At 42.7% G+C, this 17,375-nt stretch carries 16 protein-coding genes; 13 read left to right on the top strand and 3 right to left on the bottom strand.

What is annotated here, in order from left to right; genetic code table 11:
• Window positions 1–100: 100 nt before the first annotated feature.
• Together yycI and QNO02_RS30015 are read left to right on the top strand one after the other, a co-directional pair.
• Window positions 101–844, top strand: coding sequence for a two-component system regulatory protein YycI (gene yycI, locus QNO02_RS30020; protein ID WP_036612041.1), 744 nt, complete (start codon window positions 101–103; stop codon window positions 842–844).
• Between the two features lie 6 nt (window positions 845–850).
• Entirely contained in the window at window positions 851–1,657 is an 807-nt protein-coding gene (locus QNO02_RS30015; protein ID WP_091035273.1) for an MBL fold metallo-hydrolase, read from the top strand.
• Here the strand turns inward: QNO02_RS30015 and QNO02_RS30010 are convergent.
• Window positions 1,626–1,838 carry a hypothetical protein gene (locus QNO02_RS30010; RefSeq protein WP_036611899.1) on the bottom strand — a complete coding sequence of 71 codons (213 nt, stop codon included), beginning with the start codon at window positions 1,836–1,838 and terminating at the stop codon, window positions 1,626–1,628. The genes QNO02_RS30015 and QNO02_RS30010 overlap by 32 nt on opposite strands.
• A gap of 721 nt (window positions 1,839–2,559) precedes the next feature.
• Between QNO02_RS30010 and QNO02_RS30005 the strand changes: the two genes are divergently transcribed.
• The 9 genes from QNO02_RS30005 to QNO02_RS29965 all read left to right on the top strand — a co-directional run bounded on the left by QNO02_RS30005 (window position 2,560) and on the right by QNO02_RS29965 (window position 11,208).
• Window positions 2,560–3,837 (top strand): S1C family serine protease, encoded by a 1,278-nt coding sequence (locus tag QNO02_RS30005; RefSeq protein ID WP_133386399.1) that lies wholly within the window; start codon window positions 2,560–2,562, stop codon window positions 3,835–3,837.
• 399 nt (window positions 3,838–4,236) lie between these two features.
• The gene (locus QNO02_RS30000; protein WP_240768221.1) at window positions 4,237–4,761 is read left to right on the top strand and encodes a hypothetical protein; all 525 of its coding nucleotides are present in this window, start codon (window positions 4,237–4,239) and stop codon (window positions 4,759–4,761) included.
• A gap of 339 nt (window positions 4,762–5,100) precedes the next feature.
• A complete protein-coding gene (locus QNO02_RS29995) occupies window positions 5,101–5,268 on the top strand; it encodes a CxxH/CxxC protein (protein WP_017691462.1) in 168 nt (55 codons plus the stop codon).
• Between the two features lie 675 nt (window positions 5,269–5,943).
• Complete coding sequence (rlmH, locus tag QNO02_RS29990) at window positions 5,944–6,423, top strand: 23S rRNA (pseudouridine(1915)-N(3))-methyltransferase RlmH (RefSeq protein ID WP_289390781.1); 480 nt, start codon at window positions 5,944–5,946, stop codon at window positions 6,421–6,423.
• A gap of 272 nt (window positions 6,424–6,695) precedes the next feature.
• Window positions 6,696–7,082, top strand: coding sequence for a hypothetical protein (locus QNO02_RS29985; protein ID WP_169482644.1), 387 nt, complete (start codon window positions 6,696–6,698; stop codon window positions 7,080–7,082).
• Between the two features lie 15 nt (window positions 7,083–7,097).
• Entirely contained in the window at window positions 7,098–8,288 is a 1,191-nt protein-coding gene (locus QNO02_RS29980) for a DUF6575 domain-containing protein (RefSeq protein WP_289390780.1), read from the top strand.
• Between the two features lie 288 nt (window positions 8,289–8,576).
• Window positions 8,577–9,671: a phosphoribosyltransferase-like protein gene (locus tag QNO02_RS29975; protein WP_289390779.1), complete on the top strand. Its 1,095-nt coding sequence runs from the start codon at window positions 8,577–8,579 to the stop codon at window positions 9,669–9,671.
• Window positions 9,672–9,686: 15 nt separating this feature from the next.
• Window positions 9,687–9,992: a hypothetical protein gene (locus QNO02_RS29970; RefSeq protein ID WP_289390778.1), complete on the top strand. Its 306-nt coding sequence runs from the start codon at window positions 9,687–9,689 to the stop codon at window positions 9,990–9,992.
• 193 nt (window positions 9,993–10,185) lie between these two features.
• Entirely contained in the window at window positions 10,186–11,208 is a 1,023-nt protein-coding gene (locus QNO02_RS29965; protein ID WP_289390777.1) for a reverse transcriptase family protein, read from the top strand.
• Between the two features lie 584 nt (window positions 11,209–11,792).
• Here QNO02_RS29965 and QNO02_RS29960 read toward each other — a convergent pair.
• Window positions 11,793–13,817, bottom strand: coding sequence for a right-handed parallel beta-helix repeat-containing protein (locus QNO02_RS29960; RefSeq protein WP_289390776.1), 2,025 nt, complete (start codon window positions 13,815–13,817; stop codon window positions 11,793–11,795).
• Window positions 13,818–14,090: 273 nt separating this feature from the next.
• Here QNO02_RS29960 and QNO02_RS29955 point away from each other — a divergent pair, with 273 nt between their 5' ends.
• Entirely contained in the window at window positions 14,091–15,185 is a 1,095-nt protein-coding gene (locus tag QNO02_RS29955) for a 5-methyltetrahydropteroyltriglutamate--homocysteine S-methyltransferase (RefSeq protein WP_289390775.1), read from the top strand.
• Between the two features lie 19 nt (window positions 15,186–15,204).
• Window positions 15,205–16,695 carry an aldehyde dehydrogenase family protein gene (locus QNO02_RS29950; protein ID WP_289390774.1) on the top strand — a complete coding sequence of 497 codons (1,491 nt, stop codon included), beginning with the start codon at window positions 15,205–15,207 and terminating at the stop codon, window positions 16,693–16,695.
• A gap of 159 nt (window positions 16,696–16,854) precedes the next feature.
• Here the strand turns inward: QNO02_RS29950 and QNO02_RS29945 are convergent, their stop codons facing one another.
• Entirely contained in the window at window positions 16,855–17,307 is a 453-nt protein-coding gene (locus QNO02_RS29945; RefSeq protein ID WP_289390773.1) for a HEAT repeat domain-containing protein, read from the bottom strand.
• Window positions 17,308–17,375: the final 68 nt, after the last annotated feature.

Genomic DNA, 17,375 nt, shown 5'->3' with positions numbered 1-17,375 from the left:
CAAGAAATTTGGGGATAACAGCGATCGGAAGGTTGTTCTGACCACGGAGTGGGCCAGTGTGATATTAGTTGCTTTTATCAAATGGACGGAGGTGAATGTTTTGGATTGGGGACGGGCGAAAAATGTGTTGATCTATGCCTTTCTGCTGCTCAATCTGGTGCTGGGATACCAGATCTGGATGGATGCGCGCGAGACGGCCGGAGCCAATCTGGACTTCACCTCACTGGCAGATAATACACAGCAGGCGATGGAAGAGAAGGGCATTCAGGTGCTGGCTCCGATTCCGAATGAAACGCCAAAGCTGCCAAAGTTGTCCTATGAGTTCATTGAAGAGGACAAGGCTGGCGTGGATATGGAACTGGAACAGCCTGTAGATAGCAAGTTAATCTTCTCGCAGAGCGAGCTGGAAGATGCATTAGAGCGTGAGATTCCACAGATCGGGACGTATCGGCTGGATCAGCTGATGGCCGAGGATGGGGCTTTTGTGCTTCACCCACTGGTGGATGGCAAATGGCCGCTCTTTAATGTGAGTCTGGAGCTATTCTACAGCGACCAGAAAATAACGGGTTACCGTCAAACTCCAGTGCGGATTACAACCGCAGAGGAGAGCGATCAGCAGGTGCTTCCGGCGTCGAAGGCGCTGGGAACACTGATCGAGAACTTTTTGCCAAATGATGCAATTGTCAAAGATATTCAGCTGGGCTATTACGGCCAGTTGTTCAATTCAGATATACAGGTAGCGATGCCGGCATGGCGGTTCGTGCTGGAAAGTGGCGAAGTGTTGTACGTGCAGGGCATCAGTGGGGATGTATTCAGTCCCAAGACAGACAAACCAGGGGAGTAATGCGTTATGGGGATATATTTTACCGTGTTATCCAGCGGTTCGACAGGTAATGCCACAGTCATACAACATGGGGGTACCTCACTCATGATTGACGCGGGTCTTAGTGCGAAGCGATTGGATGCACTGTTTCAGGAAAGGGAGATTTCTGGGGCGGAACTGGACGGGATTCTGGTTACACATGAACATTCCGATCACATTAAAGGACTAGGCGCGATGTCTCGGAAATATAATTTACCAATCTACGCGAATCTGAATACGTGGGCGGCACTGGAGAAGTCGGTTGGGGCGATTCCAGAGGAAAACCGGAGGGTATTTGAGACGGGTGAAAAGCATGATTTTGGTTCACTGCGCGTGGAATCCTTCGGGATCTCGCATGATGCGGCTGAGCCGGTAGGTTATACGTTCGATGATGGTACGGAGAAGCTGTCTGTTGCAACGGATCTCGGGTACATGAGCGACAAGGTTCGCGATGCGATCGCAGATTCTGACGTACTGGTGCTGGAGGCGAATCATGATGTCGAATTGCTGCGTATGGGGCGTTATCCGTGGAACACCAAGCGCCGGATTTTGAGTGACATTGGGCATTTGTCGAACGAAGCAGCAGGGGCAGCGCTTAGTGAACTGATGAACGGACGCATCAAGCGCACGTATCTGGCACATCTTAGCCGAGATCATAATATGATGGACTTGGCGAAAATGTCGGTGCGCGACGCGATGGAGAGCCGTGGATGTTTTTATCGGGATCATGAGTTCAAACTCTGTGATACCTATTATGACCGTCCTACGCCATGGGATAGGGTGGGTGAGCCATAAAGCTGTCGAGTTCGGCGGCTTTGCGCTCGACTTCCTCGCGGGTCAGAATTCCTTTATCAATAAGCAGTTCGATGATGGTACTGAGTGCAAGTGTGTTGCGATAGTGTTCTTCTTTGAGATCGGCCAGCTTGGCCGCCATATGAACTTCATCCATGGCTGTGAGTGTACGTGTGCGATCCATATATATCCTCCTCTATGAAGCTTCGAATTGTCTTTTACTATTATTGTAGTCAGGCTTGATGGAAAACATTCCTCTTTTTGCCGCTAACATTTGTGTGATGAGACGTGTATGCTGAACCTGTGACTATGCAGGGGTGAAAAAGTTCTTCAAATTTGCCAAAATGGCGCTTAGCGGACCGGATTTTGTGGTGATAGATACTATGGACCTTTATTGTTAAGCGCGTTATAGCGGAAATTTGCTTTAATTTTCGTAAATATGCAACTTTTTGTGATTTGACGTGTTTAGTATATGAGGAGCATTGTGATTTTGGCTGTTTTGCGTGTGAAATGGCATGTCATAGAATGCGAGAGCATGATTGATAGAGTCACTGACAGAATGGCGTGTCCGTTCTGTTGTACATAGACGCTGTATCTTGATTCAATTGGAAGCCGGGATGCGGCGATATGCAAGACCATTTTATAAAAATGCAAAAAAGCATGGGAAACCGTTGGAGTCTTCACGTAACGAAGACGACAGAAGAAACCTGAAGAAACAAAGTGTTCGCCTTTAGGAACAAATTTTCACCTTGGAAGAGGGGATCAAAAAAATTTGTGAGTAACAGCGATCGGAAGGTTCGTCTGTTGGCGGAGTGGTGTAAGTGAGAACTCCATCGTTGAACCATGCGACAACTTAGGCGGCAGTCAGGGTCTTGATGCGTGACAACGAAGGGGAGAGGATCACGATGGGATTGTTTGGAGACGATTTTTATTCAACCAAAGTATCAAGACGCGCCGAACCTGAACAGAAAGGCAAACTTCAGATCATCCGCCCTGGAGGCAGAGCACGTGGACGTGACCGCTGGAGCAATCCGCGCAGATCGCGTACGGGAATCAGTTCCACAGTGAAGGTAGCTGTGATTAGCTCGGTGATCAGCTCCATCGTGACCGTCCTGCTGTTTAGCTTCATCACACAGCCCGCTTCGTTACCGCTGGCTAATGCTACGGGGAATGGTGGTGGAGGCGGTGCACAGACAGCGCAGGCAGCTGATCCATACGACCGGATTATCCAGGCGGCAGCCCATGTTCGTCCTTCCGTGGTGAGCATTGTGAACCATAAAACGGGTAGCAGTCTGTCGATGGAAGATTCGGCGCTGGGCTCAGGGGTCATTTTCAAAAAGGAAGATGGCAAGGCCTACATCATGACCAACCACCACGTCGTGGAGGGTGCGAGTGATCTGGAGATTGTGACCGTAGATGGGGAGACACACAAAGCGAAGCTGGTCGGTAAAGACCGTGTAAGTGACATTGCTGTATTATCCGCAGAAGATAAAGGGCTGGGTGCAGTCGCGGAAATTGGCGATTCCAGCAAACTTCAGCGCGGTCAAACGGTGTTGGCAATCGGAAACCCACTCGGTCTGGGCGGTACGCTGACATCCGGTATTGTCAGTTACACGGATCGTATTCTACCGGTATCGATTAATCAGGATGGAGTATACGACTGGGAGCAAAACGTAATTCAGACGGATGCGGCGATTAATGAAGGCAATAGCGGTGGTGCATTGGTCGATCTGAACGGCAAAGTGGTCGGCATCAACACGATGAAGATCTCGGATACGGGTGTTGAAGGTCTCGGCTTCGCGATTCCGATGAACGAAGTGATGAAAACAGTAGATTCCCTGCTACTGAACGGCAAAGTATCTCGTCCATACCTGGGCGTGTACACGGTCGATCTGAGCAACCCATATGCACCACTGGATGACGAGCAGCGTAAGGATCTGAAGCTGCCATCTCATGTGGACAGCGGTGTGGTTGTGCTGGAAGCATCTGGTCCAGCATCCGAAGCCGGCATGAAGCTGAATGATGTCATTACGGAATTTGACGGGCAAAAAATTACCTCTACGCTGGATCTACGGAAATATCTGTACGATGAGAAGAAGATTGGGGATACGATTGAAGTGACCTTCTACCGGGATGGCAAAGTGGAGAAAGTATCGGTGAAGCTGACGGATAAACCGGAGTAAGGGAAGTTTCGAACGGAGCTTATGCTGTTGTTTGGATTGTAATAGGGCAATGCTAGAAGAGTGATCAGATCAACTGACCACTCTTTTTTAGTTGTTGGATGATGAGCATTACGCAATGCTTGATTGTAAGGGATGGGTTAGGTTGTAATTAAAGAAGAAAAGGAGTACTTAACTGGTACTTACCACTGGCCGACTATGAGTGGACTTGTTCATTCGACAGTAAATGAGTAGATTAAGCATTTATATCTTCCCATGATCAGTTAGACCCGGAGCCAAAGGAGCAGATACATAAGACTAGGGCTGTGGTAAACTGTTGTCAATATGTTGGAGACGGTCGCTGATGCAATAACATCTGTTTGTCGATCATATTTTTATTTCAGAATGGAAGGGGTATTTTTGATGAAACATTTGAAGAAAAAGATGCTTGGGGGAACGAGCTTGGCGCTGTCACTGTTTATGCTGTCGGCCTGTGGATCTGAGGTAGCTACGACAGGAGCATCCGTGGATACGAGTGCTCTGCAAGAGAAGATTGCAGGGCTTGAGAAGAAACTGGTGGAGCAGGGAGCCAAGAGCGTTGAGCAGGAGCAAAAAATCGCAGCACTTGAGACCAAGTTGAATGAGCTGAGTACAAATGTGATTGCTGCAGGTGGAGCTGGTGGTCAAACGCCTGTAACATCGGGAAATAACGGATCGGCCGGGAAAGGCGATGGGGTCCTGATTACGTTTGCCCAGTATGAGAAGCTTGAGGTTGGCATGTCGGTGGAAGATGTCATCGAGATCCTCGGCGGCGAAGGTGAAGCGCTGAGTGAAGCGGAGAATATGGTGGTTTACAACTATAAAGGCACAGCCGGCAATGGTGCCAATGCGGTTATTGCTTTTCAAGGCGGGAAGCTGTTGACGAAGGCGCAGTCGGGATTGAATTAAAACGAGTGTGGATTAGAGACAATTCATGGAATGGAACAGGGCAATAAGTAACTCTGTATTCGTAATTTAGGCGCAGGAGCAAGATTCATTCGCTATGTGAAGTGATTGTTAATGTTACAGGAGCATTCTTTTTGTGGTACCGTGGAGGTATCTGAAAGGATGCTTTTTGTGTTCTTTTACGGCGAATGAAGAGGTTTGGTGGAGGTCGGGCACGATAAATTAGGGCTGGGGGTTTCTTTTCGGCGGCAGGTGTGATAGAACTGAGAAGTGGCTATCCTGTAATGGGATAAGCGGTTGTGAATCGGGAACATAGCTGGTTACAGAAAGGATGCTTAACGGATGTACGTTGTATGCAAAGAACACGTGGACATTGCCATCGACATGTTTGTCGATGAGTATGAGGACGCTCCAGATATCGTTGATCTGAAGGAGACGGAATTTGCCGATTGGGACCCGCCTGCGAAGTGCGCCGAGTGCGAGCAGCACGCGGAATTCCTCGTCGTTTAGCGTACTGTAGGACTTAGACGGCTGGAGGCGTGACTTAAGGTGGCGCTTCGGGCTGACTTTGCATCCGGTATGAACATCGCAGCAAGAAGCCAAGGAGAGCGTGATGAGCGCTCTTTTTGTCTTTGTATGGGGAATTGGTGGTGGTTGTTAGGCAGCGTAGAGTTAGGCGATGGTTGTGGGGGATGACGGTGGAGTAGGGGAGAGTAATAGGTAAAGTTAGTAAGGTGCCGAGTTCCGAGTTAGGAGTGAGCTAGGTTGTAGCAAAGGTGGAAGGTGTAGGTAATAGAAGTAGATGGCACCCGGCATGGGGAAATTGAAGTTGTGTAACAGCGATGTGGGTAGGGACGGTGGCGTGGCTGGGTTGAGTAGCTCTAACGAACCTAAGGAACCTTATTAGGGGCAAATACCGTCTGGTTGAAATCTAACGAATCGTAGACACCCTATATTACTGAAATGTCCTCGAAAGAGGTGGGGAACGCTTGTTTTAACTGGGATAGCGTGTTTCAGATTCGTTAGATTTTAAAGTAGCCGAAATGGGGCTGAATAAGGTGTGTGCGGTTCGTTAGCATTTGGAGAAATGTGTAGTATGGGTTTAATACAGTTGGAACGAACGATGCGATGAAGCATCTTACTTATAGAATATCTCGCAAGACAATTTAGGAGGAATGGATTGTTATGTTTATTCAGATTATTGGCGTAGGTAAATTGAAGGAAAAATATCTGACGCTGGGCATTCAGGAATATGCCAAGCGTCTCGCCCCGTACATCAAGTTTCAGATGATCGAGGTCGCAGACGAAAAGGCGCCCGATACCCTGAGCGAAGCTGAGGTTCGGGGGGTAAAAGAACGCGAGGGCGAACGCATCCTCGCGCATGTGAAGAGCGAGGCGCATGTTGTCGCGCTCGCATTGGATGGCCAGCTCTGGAGTTCCGAGGAGCTGGCATTAGAGATCGACAAGCTCGGCACGTATGGGACGAGCCATGTCGTGTTTGTCATCGGAGGAAGCCACGGGCTCTCCGATGAGGTGTTGCGCCGCGCGAAGCAGCGCTTGAGCTTCGGGCGCATGACCCTGCCGCATCAGCTTATGCGGCTGGTATTGGTGGAGCAGATTTATCGTGCAGTGAAGATAAATCGGGGGGAGCCGTACCATAAGTAAGGCTAAAAATTTGCTGACAAGAAGGGTGAAAAGGCCTTTAGGACTTACGATGATCTTGTAGATTATGTTATCAGCATGCTTTATAGCTAGTGTAAGTGGAATGTCCTTTGAAACATTCCACTTTGTTTATTAAGCAGCCTGTTTTCTTATGTCGATTAATTTATTTCATCTTTTTAGTGTAGGCCAAATATACTATTCTTATGGTATTGTCTGTGGTAAAATATTGAAATATCTATGTTTAATATTTCACCAATCTGGAGGATACTATCATAATGTGGCCGGAGCATTTCCCAGAAGGATGTCCAATCAATGCTGAAGGGAAGTTTGTAGAAGTTTTTCGTTTAGTTGACAATAATCCCCCTCTGGAAAGTGACTTTATTGCCTTATCCCAGCAAGGGCGTAAAGTAAGAGGGGATGCATGTCAAGCGTGTGGATTATCTGTCTTTGAGTTGTATGACGATGCAGTTCAACAGAATGAGGTGCTGGCAGGTTCTATTTATTTTCAGCGTAATAACTTGCCGAAGAAAAGAATCGCTGTTGGAAGGACTAATCCAGAATATGGAATGGTGAGAAATACACCTGTACAAGAAAGAACATCACATTTAACATATTGGATTTTTAAGGAAAAAGTCGTAACAGATCATTTTAGCGTAATCTAACAGGGGAGATATCTTATGGAACCCTTCGTTACACCTTTAGGAATCATGAGTGTTATTGAACATTTTCTGTTTTATGATAGACCATATATTTTTTTGTGTGTCGATAAGACTAATTCAAAATACATTGTTCACCTTGTTGATGATGATGAATTCTGTGAGAAATGGTTTCTTATACCCTCAACTGAATTAAGAGTTGAGTTTGTTCGAACCGGTAAAATTTCATTGAGGGATTCTTTATTATTAGCCGAACAAGGATGGATTTGGGAGATAACTACTCCATTTGATGAGTCAAAAGGTACAGCAGAAATACGTTATTGTAATGAATTGGCTGATCATGATTTACCAGCAAAGGATGTATTTTTAAATCTTCCTGAAAGACGCCTTCCTGTCTTAGATTTGGATGCAGCTAGAGATGCAGAACAAACCTTTAGAGATGTTTTCTTGCTCTACCTAAATGATGGTCATCACTCTCAAACAATTCCGGCAAATGATTTAGGTCTTATACTACTTCGTTCTCAAGGTATGCTAGAGACATTAGCCCATAAGGATGCTGCAACAAGAGGAAGAATTCCAGCATCTACAAAGGAAGAAGTTACCATGTACTATGCTGGTAATTTTGCAGCATCTGTTGGCATAAGGCTAGAGGCAAAACACAATGGATTGATTCCTACTTCTGTACACGATGCATTGAGTACATTAATGGACCTAATAGAAGCTGGTGCTAGTAAGGAAGATCTATTAGCAATATTAAAGAAATTGCAAAGTAGATCCATCGCACGATATCGTTTTTTCCTACAAGCGCTTGAACAAGCAAACATCTCTTTCAAAGCAGAGTGGGGTTCGCCATTTAGGGAGAAAAGAGTAGCGAGCTTGTCAATACAGGATATTCGTTCAGCTATAGGCATTATGGACTTAGAGGGAGAGGACACTGTTCAAAAGTTAGAATTGATGGGCGATCTACGCTTAATAGGTGTTCAGACAAATAAAAATAAGAAGCGTTCCAGTTTTGAATTCGTATCAATTGAAGGAGAGACTTACAAAGGTACTTTATCTGATGATTTGTTAGGCCAAGTGGACAGCGGTGTTTTCTTTAAAGTCCCTACATATAATGTTATTGCAGAAATTGAGGAGACTCTGGAGATAAATCCAACAACAAGTGAAGAAAAAGTCACCTATTCACTGCTAAATATTAAAGAAAATAAATAACAAAATTAGATCACTCATATGTGGTCTAGTTTGTGTTTTGCAGGTATTATAAGTAGAATTCACTAAACTTGCCGTTACAGAGAGTGCGGTAAACGGTACCACAAGCAAACATTAAAGTTATCATTATTGAGAGAGGTATTAAAGATAAGATTAGCTTAATCTCTTTAATACCTCTCTCAGCAGAATATGTTAACTATGGATTTGCTAACAGGGCATTCTTTCACTTTTGTTTAGTGATGCTTTAAAATAATAAGGAGGTAGTGATAGCGTGTTCCGAGGAATAACAATATGGTAAATCAAACTAAAGATAGCATCAGAATTGTAAACAATTGGGATTTAAACCAAGTACAAAGAGATGAAAAACTAGAAATTTTAAATATGTGGGAGACTAAGCTTGGGAAGGATGACTTTAAAACAATACTAGAGATATGTAGTAATTTTATTTATTATTCCGAGGGTGTAACATCTTTGGCGTATAAAGATATTTTTAATAAAAACTACAGTGTAACACCATTTTTTGAACAATCTTTGTTTCTACCCTTAAGAAGGAAAGAAAGAATTGAATCATCTGTAGATATGTTTTCAATCTTTAGATTAGCTAACCGAATAGATGCTAATAAGACTCATGTAAATGGTGCAGTAGACTATCTAGAAAAGTATAAAGCAAGTAAAGAATTTAACAGCAAAGCTATTAAAGAATTTGATCAAGAAGTGGTTAAAGGGGAAGTTTCAATTCACGGTTTACAAACTAAGTTAGAAGCCTATAGAGCAAACCGAAAGATACGTTCTTCAATAGAAAAGCAGATTAGCAAGTTACAAGCAATTAAAGCTAGAAAAAAAGAACGTATAGATAAATCAATTAAAGAGTTTCATCAAAACTATTATTCAATTAAAAATCTGATTATCATTGACGACTTTATTGGGACAGGTGACTCTGTAGTCCAATTTTTAAAAAAATTAGATAAAACTATAAGAGGAAGTAAAATTACTATTAACTTATTTTTGTGGGTGATCGAAGCAAGTGAGTCAGGAATGGAAGCAATCGAAGATACAGTAAAAGAATTAGAAATTGAGATTCATATTAGTTTCTACAAGAAAACAATAGATGTATTAGCGGGAGATATAATATTTTCCAGAGACAATATAGAGGAAGTAAAAGCACTCATAGAAAAAGTAAATAAACAAAATCGACTGAAACCAAGTCCGTATTGTAAGAATCATGCCATTGCTTCGTTTGTAAATGCACCAAATAACAACTTAACCTTACTTTCAGAGGAAAGTCCAACTTGGAAAGCTCTGTTTCTTAGAACCAAAAGGAATAAGGTCGAAAGAGAAGTGAGTATCAAAGATATGAGAGATACTTATCAGTATTTACGGGAGTAAGGGGGGAGGTACCATATGAAGTTTTCTTCTTTAAAAAGGGACATTTTGTTAATAATTATAAGAGACTATGATATGGCTCTGATTATAGATACGATAAAGGAGTATTTAAATATTACAACAGAGCAAGCGTTTCATAGTATTGATTATCTTATTTCTTCGAAATGGGTTGATTTTAAAGAAGGTAGACTAATAATAACGTTGGAGGGTACCAGCAAATTAGAACATTCAAATCTTGATTCAATTTCGTTTGAGGGGATGAATGAATTAAAGTATGTAGTCGATGAAAGTGTATTGGGAAATTATGTTCCAAAAAAGCTTTAAAGGAGGTATAATGTTTAGCGGTGACTAGACTTTTAGCAAGTGCTAATCGAAGTAAGTATCTATTTTATTTCTTACTTCAAACCATAATGATAATTCTGCAAAAACCGCAGAATCATCATCACCTTTAAATTAAGAACTAAAATCTAGCAGTCTCCTTAATTTAAAGGTGAGGTAGTCACTAAACATATAGAATATGATAAAGCAAGTTATATTTAATATTCAGTTAAGCGATTTACCTGAACAAGAGAAGAAGGATCTCATTTACTATGCTGAAAATTTATATTTTAAGCAATGTCCAGTTATTTTCGACAATCAACATTTAATGAAGTTATTTGAGTTACAGGATCATGATCTAAAAAGATTCATGACTGAAAACATGAATCATTATTCTATCAAAAAACGAAATGGTGATTTAAGAGAAGTTTGGAAGCCAAACTATAAACTAAAGACGATTCAAAAATGGATTCTGAAAAATATTTTAAATGAGATAAAAGTGTCAGAATGTGCCCACGGATTTGTGAAATCTAAGTCCATTCTAACGAACGCCGAAACCCATCAACATAAAGAACAGTTTTGGGTGTTTTCAATGGATATTAAAGATTTCTTTCCGTCTATTAAGTATCACGAAGTTAAGAGAATTTTTATGGGGATTGGCTATTCAAACGAGGTTAGTGAGGCACTTAGCTTGTTAACGACTGTTCATGGGAAGTTAGCGCAGGGTTTTCCTACCAGTCCGATGCTGTCCAACCTTTTTTTTCGAGATATAGATGAAGAATTTCAACAAATAGCTAGTCGGTACCATATTCGATATTCTAGATATGCAGATGACATTACTTTTTCAGGTGTTCAAAAAAAGGGTTACCTTGTACTTTCTGAAAAGTTAAAACAAATTGTGACATCTGTTCTAAGCAAACATAATTTTATAGTCAACGAAGCGAAAACCCGATTAATGAAGGGTAAACATCCCAAAATTATAACGGGTTTAGTTGTTACTTCACAAGGTGTAAGGATTCCACAAAAATATATTCGTAGACTCAATAAAGAAATTTATTATTGTCGTAAATTCGGAGTAAATGGACATCTAAAATATCAAGGGCTCATCACTATTGCTAATTATAAGGGGTATTTAATTGGATTAGCGCGATTTATTTATATGGTTGATCCAGTAAAGGGTGCAAAGTTTATAAAGATGATTAAGGACTTAGATTGGGATTAAATAAAAAATTATAAATTAACTTAGCCACTTCGTATTATATTGGAAGTGGTTTTATTTTACAATTACGGATTGTAATGATGAAGCATAACAACAGAATAAAAAGACCCATGCCGACTTCGTTTAAAATGGGAGTCACCACACATGAGCTACATCCTCCCCATCTTAGCATTAATTGAATAAGGACAACTAGAAGCATTGTATCGATGAGGCTGTTCATGCCATGCTATCGGTCGAGAACAAAGCCGACAACCTTTTACTTTCCTATATCGAATGCCTGTTGCGATAAGATGCGCAGCTAACGTTTTATTGCAAATGCTCCTTTTACGATTATAGATGAGTTGTTACCAACTTTTCTTAATGTGCTCCAAGAACAAATTTGAAATAATTATGATTCGCTTTTAAAGTGATACGGTAAACCGTACCACAAGTAACAGCGGAATACTCTTGATAAAAATAGAGATTACCCGAAAGAAAACAGAGTATCGTTCACCAATTAAAAGCCTCTATCCCGATTAGCGGAATAGAGGCTTTACAGATGATAAAGACCAATCACCTAAAATCATGACTGGATCCTCAATCATACACTAAATTTCAAAATCAATCGTACTCTCGTCGGTTAATTCAAAGGGACCTGGTGTGACATCTGCATCGGGTCTCTTTGTTCCGAAAAAGTCGGAGTCAAAATGATATGGACTGCTGTCCGGCTCTTCATACTTCATATTGGCGTGATAAGTCTTTCCAAGCAGATCCGTGGTAACTAACATTTCAGAGGCTCCCCGAAGCAATTCGGGCTCATTGATCTGAATGTGCACCTTACCTTGCGCAGGATCAATCTCAACATTGATTCCCTTCTGTGCAACAATCTTCGCATCCGATTCGTGACGACTTGGAACCGCATCGTTAAGAAATGCATTGCCACCCATAGCCACCGGAAGAACGGCATTGCCTATAAAGAAATCCTTCGCCGCATCGCCAAGCTCAAGAAGCTCCTCTTTGGTGTATTCCCACCATTTCTTATCTTTCACATCAGGATGTTGATCGTAGCCTCCAAGTCCCACAGCATGCAGATAACATATGGAATTGTCCGGGACACCATCCATGACCGTCTTCCCGTCCTCTCCAACTTCATCCCTTGGTTTAAGGGGAAGATGCTCAAAAAAGGTGATGGGCGTAGGTTCCTTATTAGGATCATTGTCTCCTATAAAGATATTATTGTAGTACCTGTCATCGCCTCCAGTGATATTGGAGTATCCGGCCATGGCAGTCTCGTGAGGGAAGTGATATGGCGTAATACGAGTAATTTCAGAACGAACTACAAATCTCCCTGCAAACAAATTATGAGCAAATGCCCCGCCCTGAGCCATATTTCTGAAATTCATCGGAGAGAGAAATAGGTTGTGATCGACCATATACGGACCATGGCAAACCTCAACGAAGAGGTCCTCCGAAAGATTGTCAAAAAATATATTACGGCTGATGCGAGTGCCCTGTGCCTGCCAGTCCAGCCAAAGCGCACGGTAACAGCTATACATTATATTTTCGCTAATTTGAGTATCCAGTGAAGCATGCAGTTTAATTCCCGCAACTTCGGCACCGTGTCTGAGTCGTTTGTGGTGAATATTATATATACGGTTCTGATAAATGTGGCTGAAGGCTGCTCCCATATGACCCACAATACCTGCCTGTTCGCAATCATGAATCACATTACCTCGAACAATGTGACTGCCGATGTTATCCTTATGCCAGCCGGAGCGTAATGCTTGTAAAATAACCTCCTGCTCGCGTTGAGTACCGCCTTTACTATGCTTCTCCAAAGACTTGCTGTGACCTGTACCGATTTCGGTACCCAGGCTAATACCAACGCACTTGGATTCACTAATTATATTGTTTTCAATAATCCAGCCCTTGCTCCAGTGGGGTCCAATCAAACCTTCCTGGTAGTCGGTAGGCGGTGCCCATTGAGGAGAGGCTTGACGAAGTGTGAAGCCACTTACGGTGATATAATTGAGTCCCGGCTTCTCAGGCCAGAAGCAATAAGGACGTACATTAATTTCTACATTTTCCTTACAAGGATCTTTTCCACCAAAGTTGGCCCAGATTTTTGTTGTTGTAGAACCAACTTGGGCATACCATTTTAACAATGAATCCTTGGGATACTTGGCTTCGGACCAAACTTCAGGATTGTTAACGCTTTCAATACTATCGCATTCATACAATGATTTGCCATCCAAATAGACATCGCCGAGATGAATCGGGAAGGGCCCGTCAAACAACCAGTCTCCACTGAGCTCCACCTCATAGGGATTACGAACGGAAAAGAGGGAATTGAGCACTTCTGTGCTCCAGACATGGTCTCCTTCAGACTTCCAGTTGGTAATCCGCTCAGCTCCTGTAATCACGACTTCTCCGTCTCCTGCGGATCGATATACGATTCTATGCTCCGCTGTTCCCCCATTAGCCGGGTTAACCCACTCTCTGTATACTCCCGCATGAACAATAACGGTATCACCAGCCATGGCATGAGCCGCAGCGCGTGATATGGTACGAAGGGGTTGATCCGCTGTTCCTCTTCCTTGATCATTCCCATGGTTGGATACATGATATTCCATAACAACTCTCCTTCTATTTTAAAATGTTTGTTGTATCCCGTTATTATACTAGAAAATAAATATAATGGGAGAGATAGGGAGATGAATGTTAGGCTAAATGGATACTGATAAAAGCTAAACCACATTCATTACCCTATGAGGTTGTTTTTTTTGCTTTTTGAGTCTTTTAGCTATTGTTAAAAGCTATGACTAGCCATGCTTTTTTCATATAACAAGCATTCCTTTTCATCATGCTATACTCATTAGACTAAAAAGTTAGAAGGAGAAATAGTTATGATACCATTTCGTAATGATCATGTAGGTAGCTTTCTACGTCCTGCAGATTTAAGTCAGGCACGTGAACAATATAAATCAGGCAACATCACATATGAGGAATTAAGAGCTGTAGAAGATAAAGAGATTATTCGAATTATTGAAAAGCAAAAGGAAAATGGCGTATTGGCAGTTACGGATGGTGAATTCCGCAGAAGCTGGTGGCATTTTGATTTTCTGGGTGGCTTGGATGGCGTAGAGTTGTATGAGCAAATAGACGGACCAAAATTCCATAATATGCAAACGCGCAAGGGTGGAATTCGTGTTATTGGTAAAGTTGATTTTTCGAGTCATCCTTTTGTTAAGGATTTTGAGTTTTTGAAAAATCATGCAGGTGATGCAGTGGCGAAACAGACCATTCCAAGTCCCAACATGCTTCTATATCGGTTGGAAAATGGCGCCAATATCTATACGGACCGGGAGCAATTCCTTCAGGATACGATTGCGGCGTATCAAAAAGCCATTCAAGCTTTTTATGATGCGGGATGTCGATACCTGCAATTAGATGATACCGCTTGGGCAGACCTATTCTCAGAAGCTGGTCATGATAAGCTGCGTGCCAAAGGTCTGGAACCGGCAGAAGAGTTGAAAACGATGCAGCGAATGATTAACGAAACTTTAGCTCATAAACCGGCAGATTTAGTTGTGACGATGCATATTTGTCGTGGTAACTATAAATCAAATTATTTCTCAACGGGTGGTTACGAGTACGCTTCTGAAGTTATCTTTGGTGGCTTAAACGTAGATGGATTATTCTTGGAATTTGATGATGAGCGCTCAGGTGGCTTCGAGCCTTTACAATATGTGAATCGAAAAGATTTGAAAATCGTGCTTGGTTTACTTACTTCGAAAACAGGGCAGTTGGAGGATAAAGAACGGATTAAAGCTCGGATTGCAGAGGCGGCAACGTATGTACCACTTGAGCAACTATGTTTGAGCCCGCAATGTGGTTTTTCATCTACAGAAGAAGGCAACATTTTAACGGAAGAACAACAATGGTGTAAACTTCGTTATGTGAAGGAAATTGCAGAAGAAGTTTGGAATGAATCCATCTAAATAACGGAGGGGATGTAAAATGACGACGCAAGCAGACCAAGAGACAATTATCGTTGAAGCGTTGATTAATGGTCAAAATGTAAAATCCCTTTCCCAGTTAGCAAAAGAGAATCCGACAAACCCATCCGAGATCGTAGGCTATTTCCCTGTCACTACGAGAGAACAAGCGGTTGAAGCGATTGAAGCAGCGGCAGGGGCTTTTAAAACATGGAAGCAGACCTCCATTGATGAACGCATTATTATGATGCGCAAGGCGATCGAGAAGATTAGAGCAGCTGAGAATGAAATTGTTCATTTGCTGTCCAGAGAGCATGGCAAGCCCCTGTATGATGCACACGGTGAAATTTATGTTTCGTTAATGTGGATGGAATTTGCTTGTAATGAAGCCAAATCGGCTCTACAGGAAGAGATCAAAGAGCATGAGAATGGTAAAACAATTCTTACTTATGATCCAATTGGTGTGGTGGCAGCGATTAGTCCATGGAACTATCCCATTGCTTTATCTACCATTAAGATTGCTCCTGCCTTACTTGCAGGCAACACGATTGTGCTTAAACCAAGCCCGTTTGCACCACTGGCGGCAGCGAAGGTAGCAGAGATTATTGCGAGTGAGTTCCCGGCTGGTGTTATCAATGTGGTTCATGGTGATGCGGATGTGGGCGTTGAACTGACTAGTAATCCTTTGGTTACTAAAATCGCCTTTACAGGTGGAACCGCAACAGCTAAGCATATTATTAAAGCGGCTTCTGAAACGATTAAAGATATGACGCTTGAGCTTGGTGGTAATGATGCGGCTATCTTCTTGGAAAGCTTTGATGTTCATGATGAGCGAGCAATGCGCCGGATTGTCATTTCTAATTTCTTGACAGCAGGCCAGATCTGTATGATCGCCAAACGTGTGTATGTACACCGTTCTATTTATGATGAGTTTGTGGAAAAATATATAGAGGCGGCTAATCGCTGGATTCGAATTGGTGATCCATTTGATTCAAATACGACAGTAGGTCCGGTTAATAATTTGAAACAGAAAAATTACGTGCTTGGTTTGGTTGAAGATGCGCAAAAGCGCGGGGCTAAGGTCATCCCTCTCGGCCAAATTTTGGATCAGAAACTGTTTGACCAAGGTTACTTCTTACAACCTACGCTTGTTCTGGGTTGCGATGTTCATGATCCGATTGTAGTAGAGGAACAGTTTGGCCCTACGGTTCCGATTCTGCCATTTGACGATGAAGAGCAGGTTATTCATCTACACAATGAAAGCATATATGGATTGACGAGTTCTGTGTGGGGCAAAGAAGAGGATGCCATCTCCGTCGCACGTCAACTCGAAGCTGGAACGACCATGATCAATACAGCTGCTGTGCAGGGTCTCGACGTTCGGTTCCCTTTCGGTGGCTTCAAGCAATCTGGTATTGGCCGTGAATACGGCGCCGAAGGTATCCGCACGTATACAGAAAAACATGTCATCAACGTTCCGAAGACACTGGATCTTCCTTATATACCAGAATAAATTTTATATCACTTCACTTCGCATCTACAGGGAATGTACCTGTGAAATGGAATGCAGGCTATACCTTGCTCTGGTGGAAATCCAAACAATAAGAAATAAAGAAGCCACTCCAAAAAAATGGAGTGGCTTCGTGTTCAGCTAATATACGGTGAACAACGACTATCTTCTGCCTAGTGTCTCCCAAATTCCATGGAGCCAGGAGTCGAACTCAGCATCTTTGTCGCCCTCGTAAGTATCATAAATATCCAGACGTGTCTTTTGCAGTTTTTCCTTAAATTCCTCAAATGTGTGACCTTCAGGAAGGCTTTTTTTGATCCGCAGCAAAATTTTGTTAGTACCTTTAAACAGCTCGCCTTTGTTTTTGGCAGGCATTTGTACATCTTCATCCAACTGTTTCAGCTTGTGATATGCGGCTTCACGCACCTGGAACACTTGATCATTTTTCAAAACATGCTGAAGTAACTTAATGGTAGGGGCTGTATCCCAGTTTCCCAATTCGTTCACCGCATTCAGTCTGTCTCTCCAGCTTGACGTACGGTTAGCCGCTCGTTTGAGCTCTTCAAAGTTCTCCGGTAGTTCGTTCACTGCTCCAACTTCATGGTTGTTCGTCAAAATTCAATCTCCTTAATCATCGCCATCTCGGCAGAATGATGAATGTTATTTATGTGATCACTATTATA

The organism is Paenibacillus sp. PK1-4R, assembly GCF_030369595.1.
Classification (GTDB): domain Bacteria; phylum Bacillota; class Bacilli; order Paenibacillales; family Paenibacillaceae; genus Paenibacillus.
Note: the sequence above shows the minus strand (reverse complement) of the source record. Positions and strands in the feature narration are given on the sequence as shown.

What these genes read in the sequence shown, in the direction of transcription:
- QNO02_RS29960 (WP_289390776.1), bottom strand. Translation starts at nt 13,817, where the DNA reads ATGGAATATCATGTATCCAACCATGGGAATGATCAAGGAAGAGGAACA.
- QNO02_RS30000 (WP_240768221.1), top strand. Translation starts at nt 4,237, where the DNA reads ATGAAACATTTGAAGAAAAAGATGCTTGGGGGAACGAGCTTGGCGCTG.
- QNO02_RS30005 (WP_133386399.1), top strand. Translation starts at nt 2,560, where the DNA reads ATGGGATTGTTTGGAGACGATTTTTATTCAACCAAAGTATCAAGACGC.
- QNO02_RS29995 (WP_017691462.1), top strand. Translation starts at nt 5,101, where the DNA reads ATGTACGTTGTATGCAAAGAACACGTGGACATTGCCATCGACATGTTT.
- QNO02_RS29980 (WP_289390780.1), top strand. Translation starts at nt 7,098, where the DNA reads ATGGAACCCTTCGTTACACCTTTAGGAATCATGAGTGTTATTGAACAT.
- QNO02_RS29985 (WP_169482644.1), top strand. Translation starts at nt 6,696, where the DNA reads ATGTGGCCGGAGCATTTCCCAGAAGGATGTCCAATCAATGCTGAAGGG.
- QNO02_RS30015 (WP_091035273.1), top strand. Translation starts at nt 851, where the DNA reads ATGGGGATATATTTTACCGTGTTATCCAGCGGTTCGACAGGTAATGCC.
- QNO02_RS29970 (WP_289390778.1), top strand. Translation starts at nt 9,687, where the DNA reads ATGAAGTTTTCTTCTTTAAAAAGGGACATTTTGTTAATAATTATAAGA.
- rlmH (WP_289390781.1), top strand. Translation starts at nt 5,944, where the DNA reads ATGTTTATTCAGATTATTGGCGTAGGTAAATTGAAGGAAAAATATCTG.
- QNO02_RS30010 (WP_036611899.1), bottom strand. Translation starts at nt 1,838, where the DNA reads ATGGATCGCACACGTACACTCACAGCCATGGATGAAGTTCATATGGCG.
- QNO02_RS29975 (WP_289390779.1), top strand. Translation starts at nt 8,577, where the DNA reads ATGGTAAATCAAACTAAAGATAGCATCAGAATTGTAAACAATTGGGAT.
- QNO02_RS29955 (WP_289390775.1), top strand. Translation starts at nt 14,091, where the DNA reads ATGATACCATTTCGTAATGATCATGTAGGTAGCTTTCTACGTCCTGCA.
- QNO02_RS29965 (WP_289390777.1), top strand. Translation starts at nt 10,186, where the DNA reads ATGATAAAGCAAGTTATATTTAATATTCAGTTAAGCGATTTACCTGAA.
- QNO02_RS29950 (WP_289390774.1), top strand. Translation starts at nt 15,205, where the DNA reads ATGACGACGCAAGCAGACCAAGAGACAATTATCGTTGAAGCGTTGATT.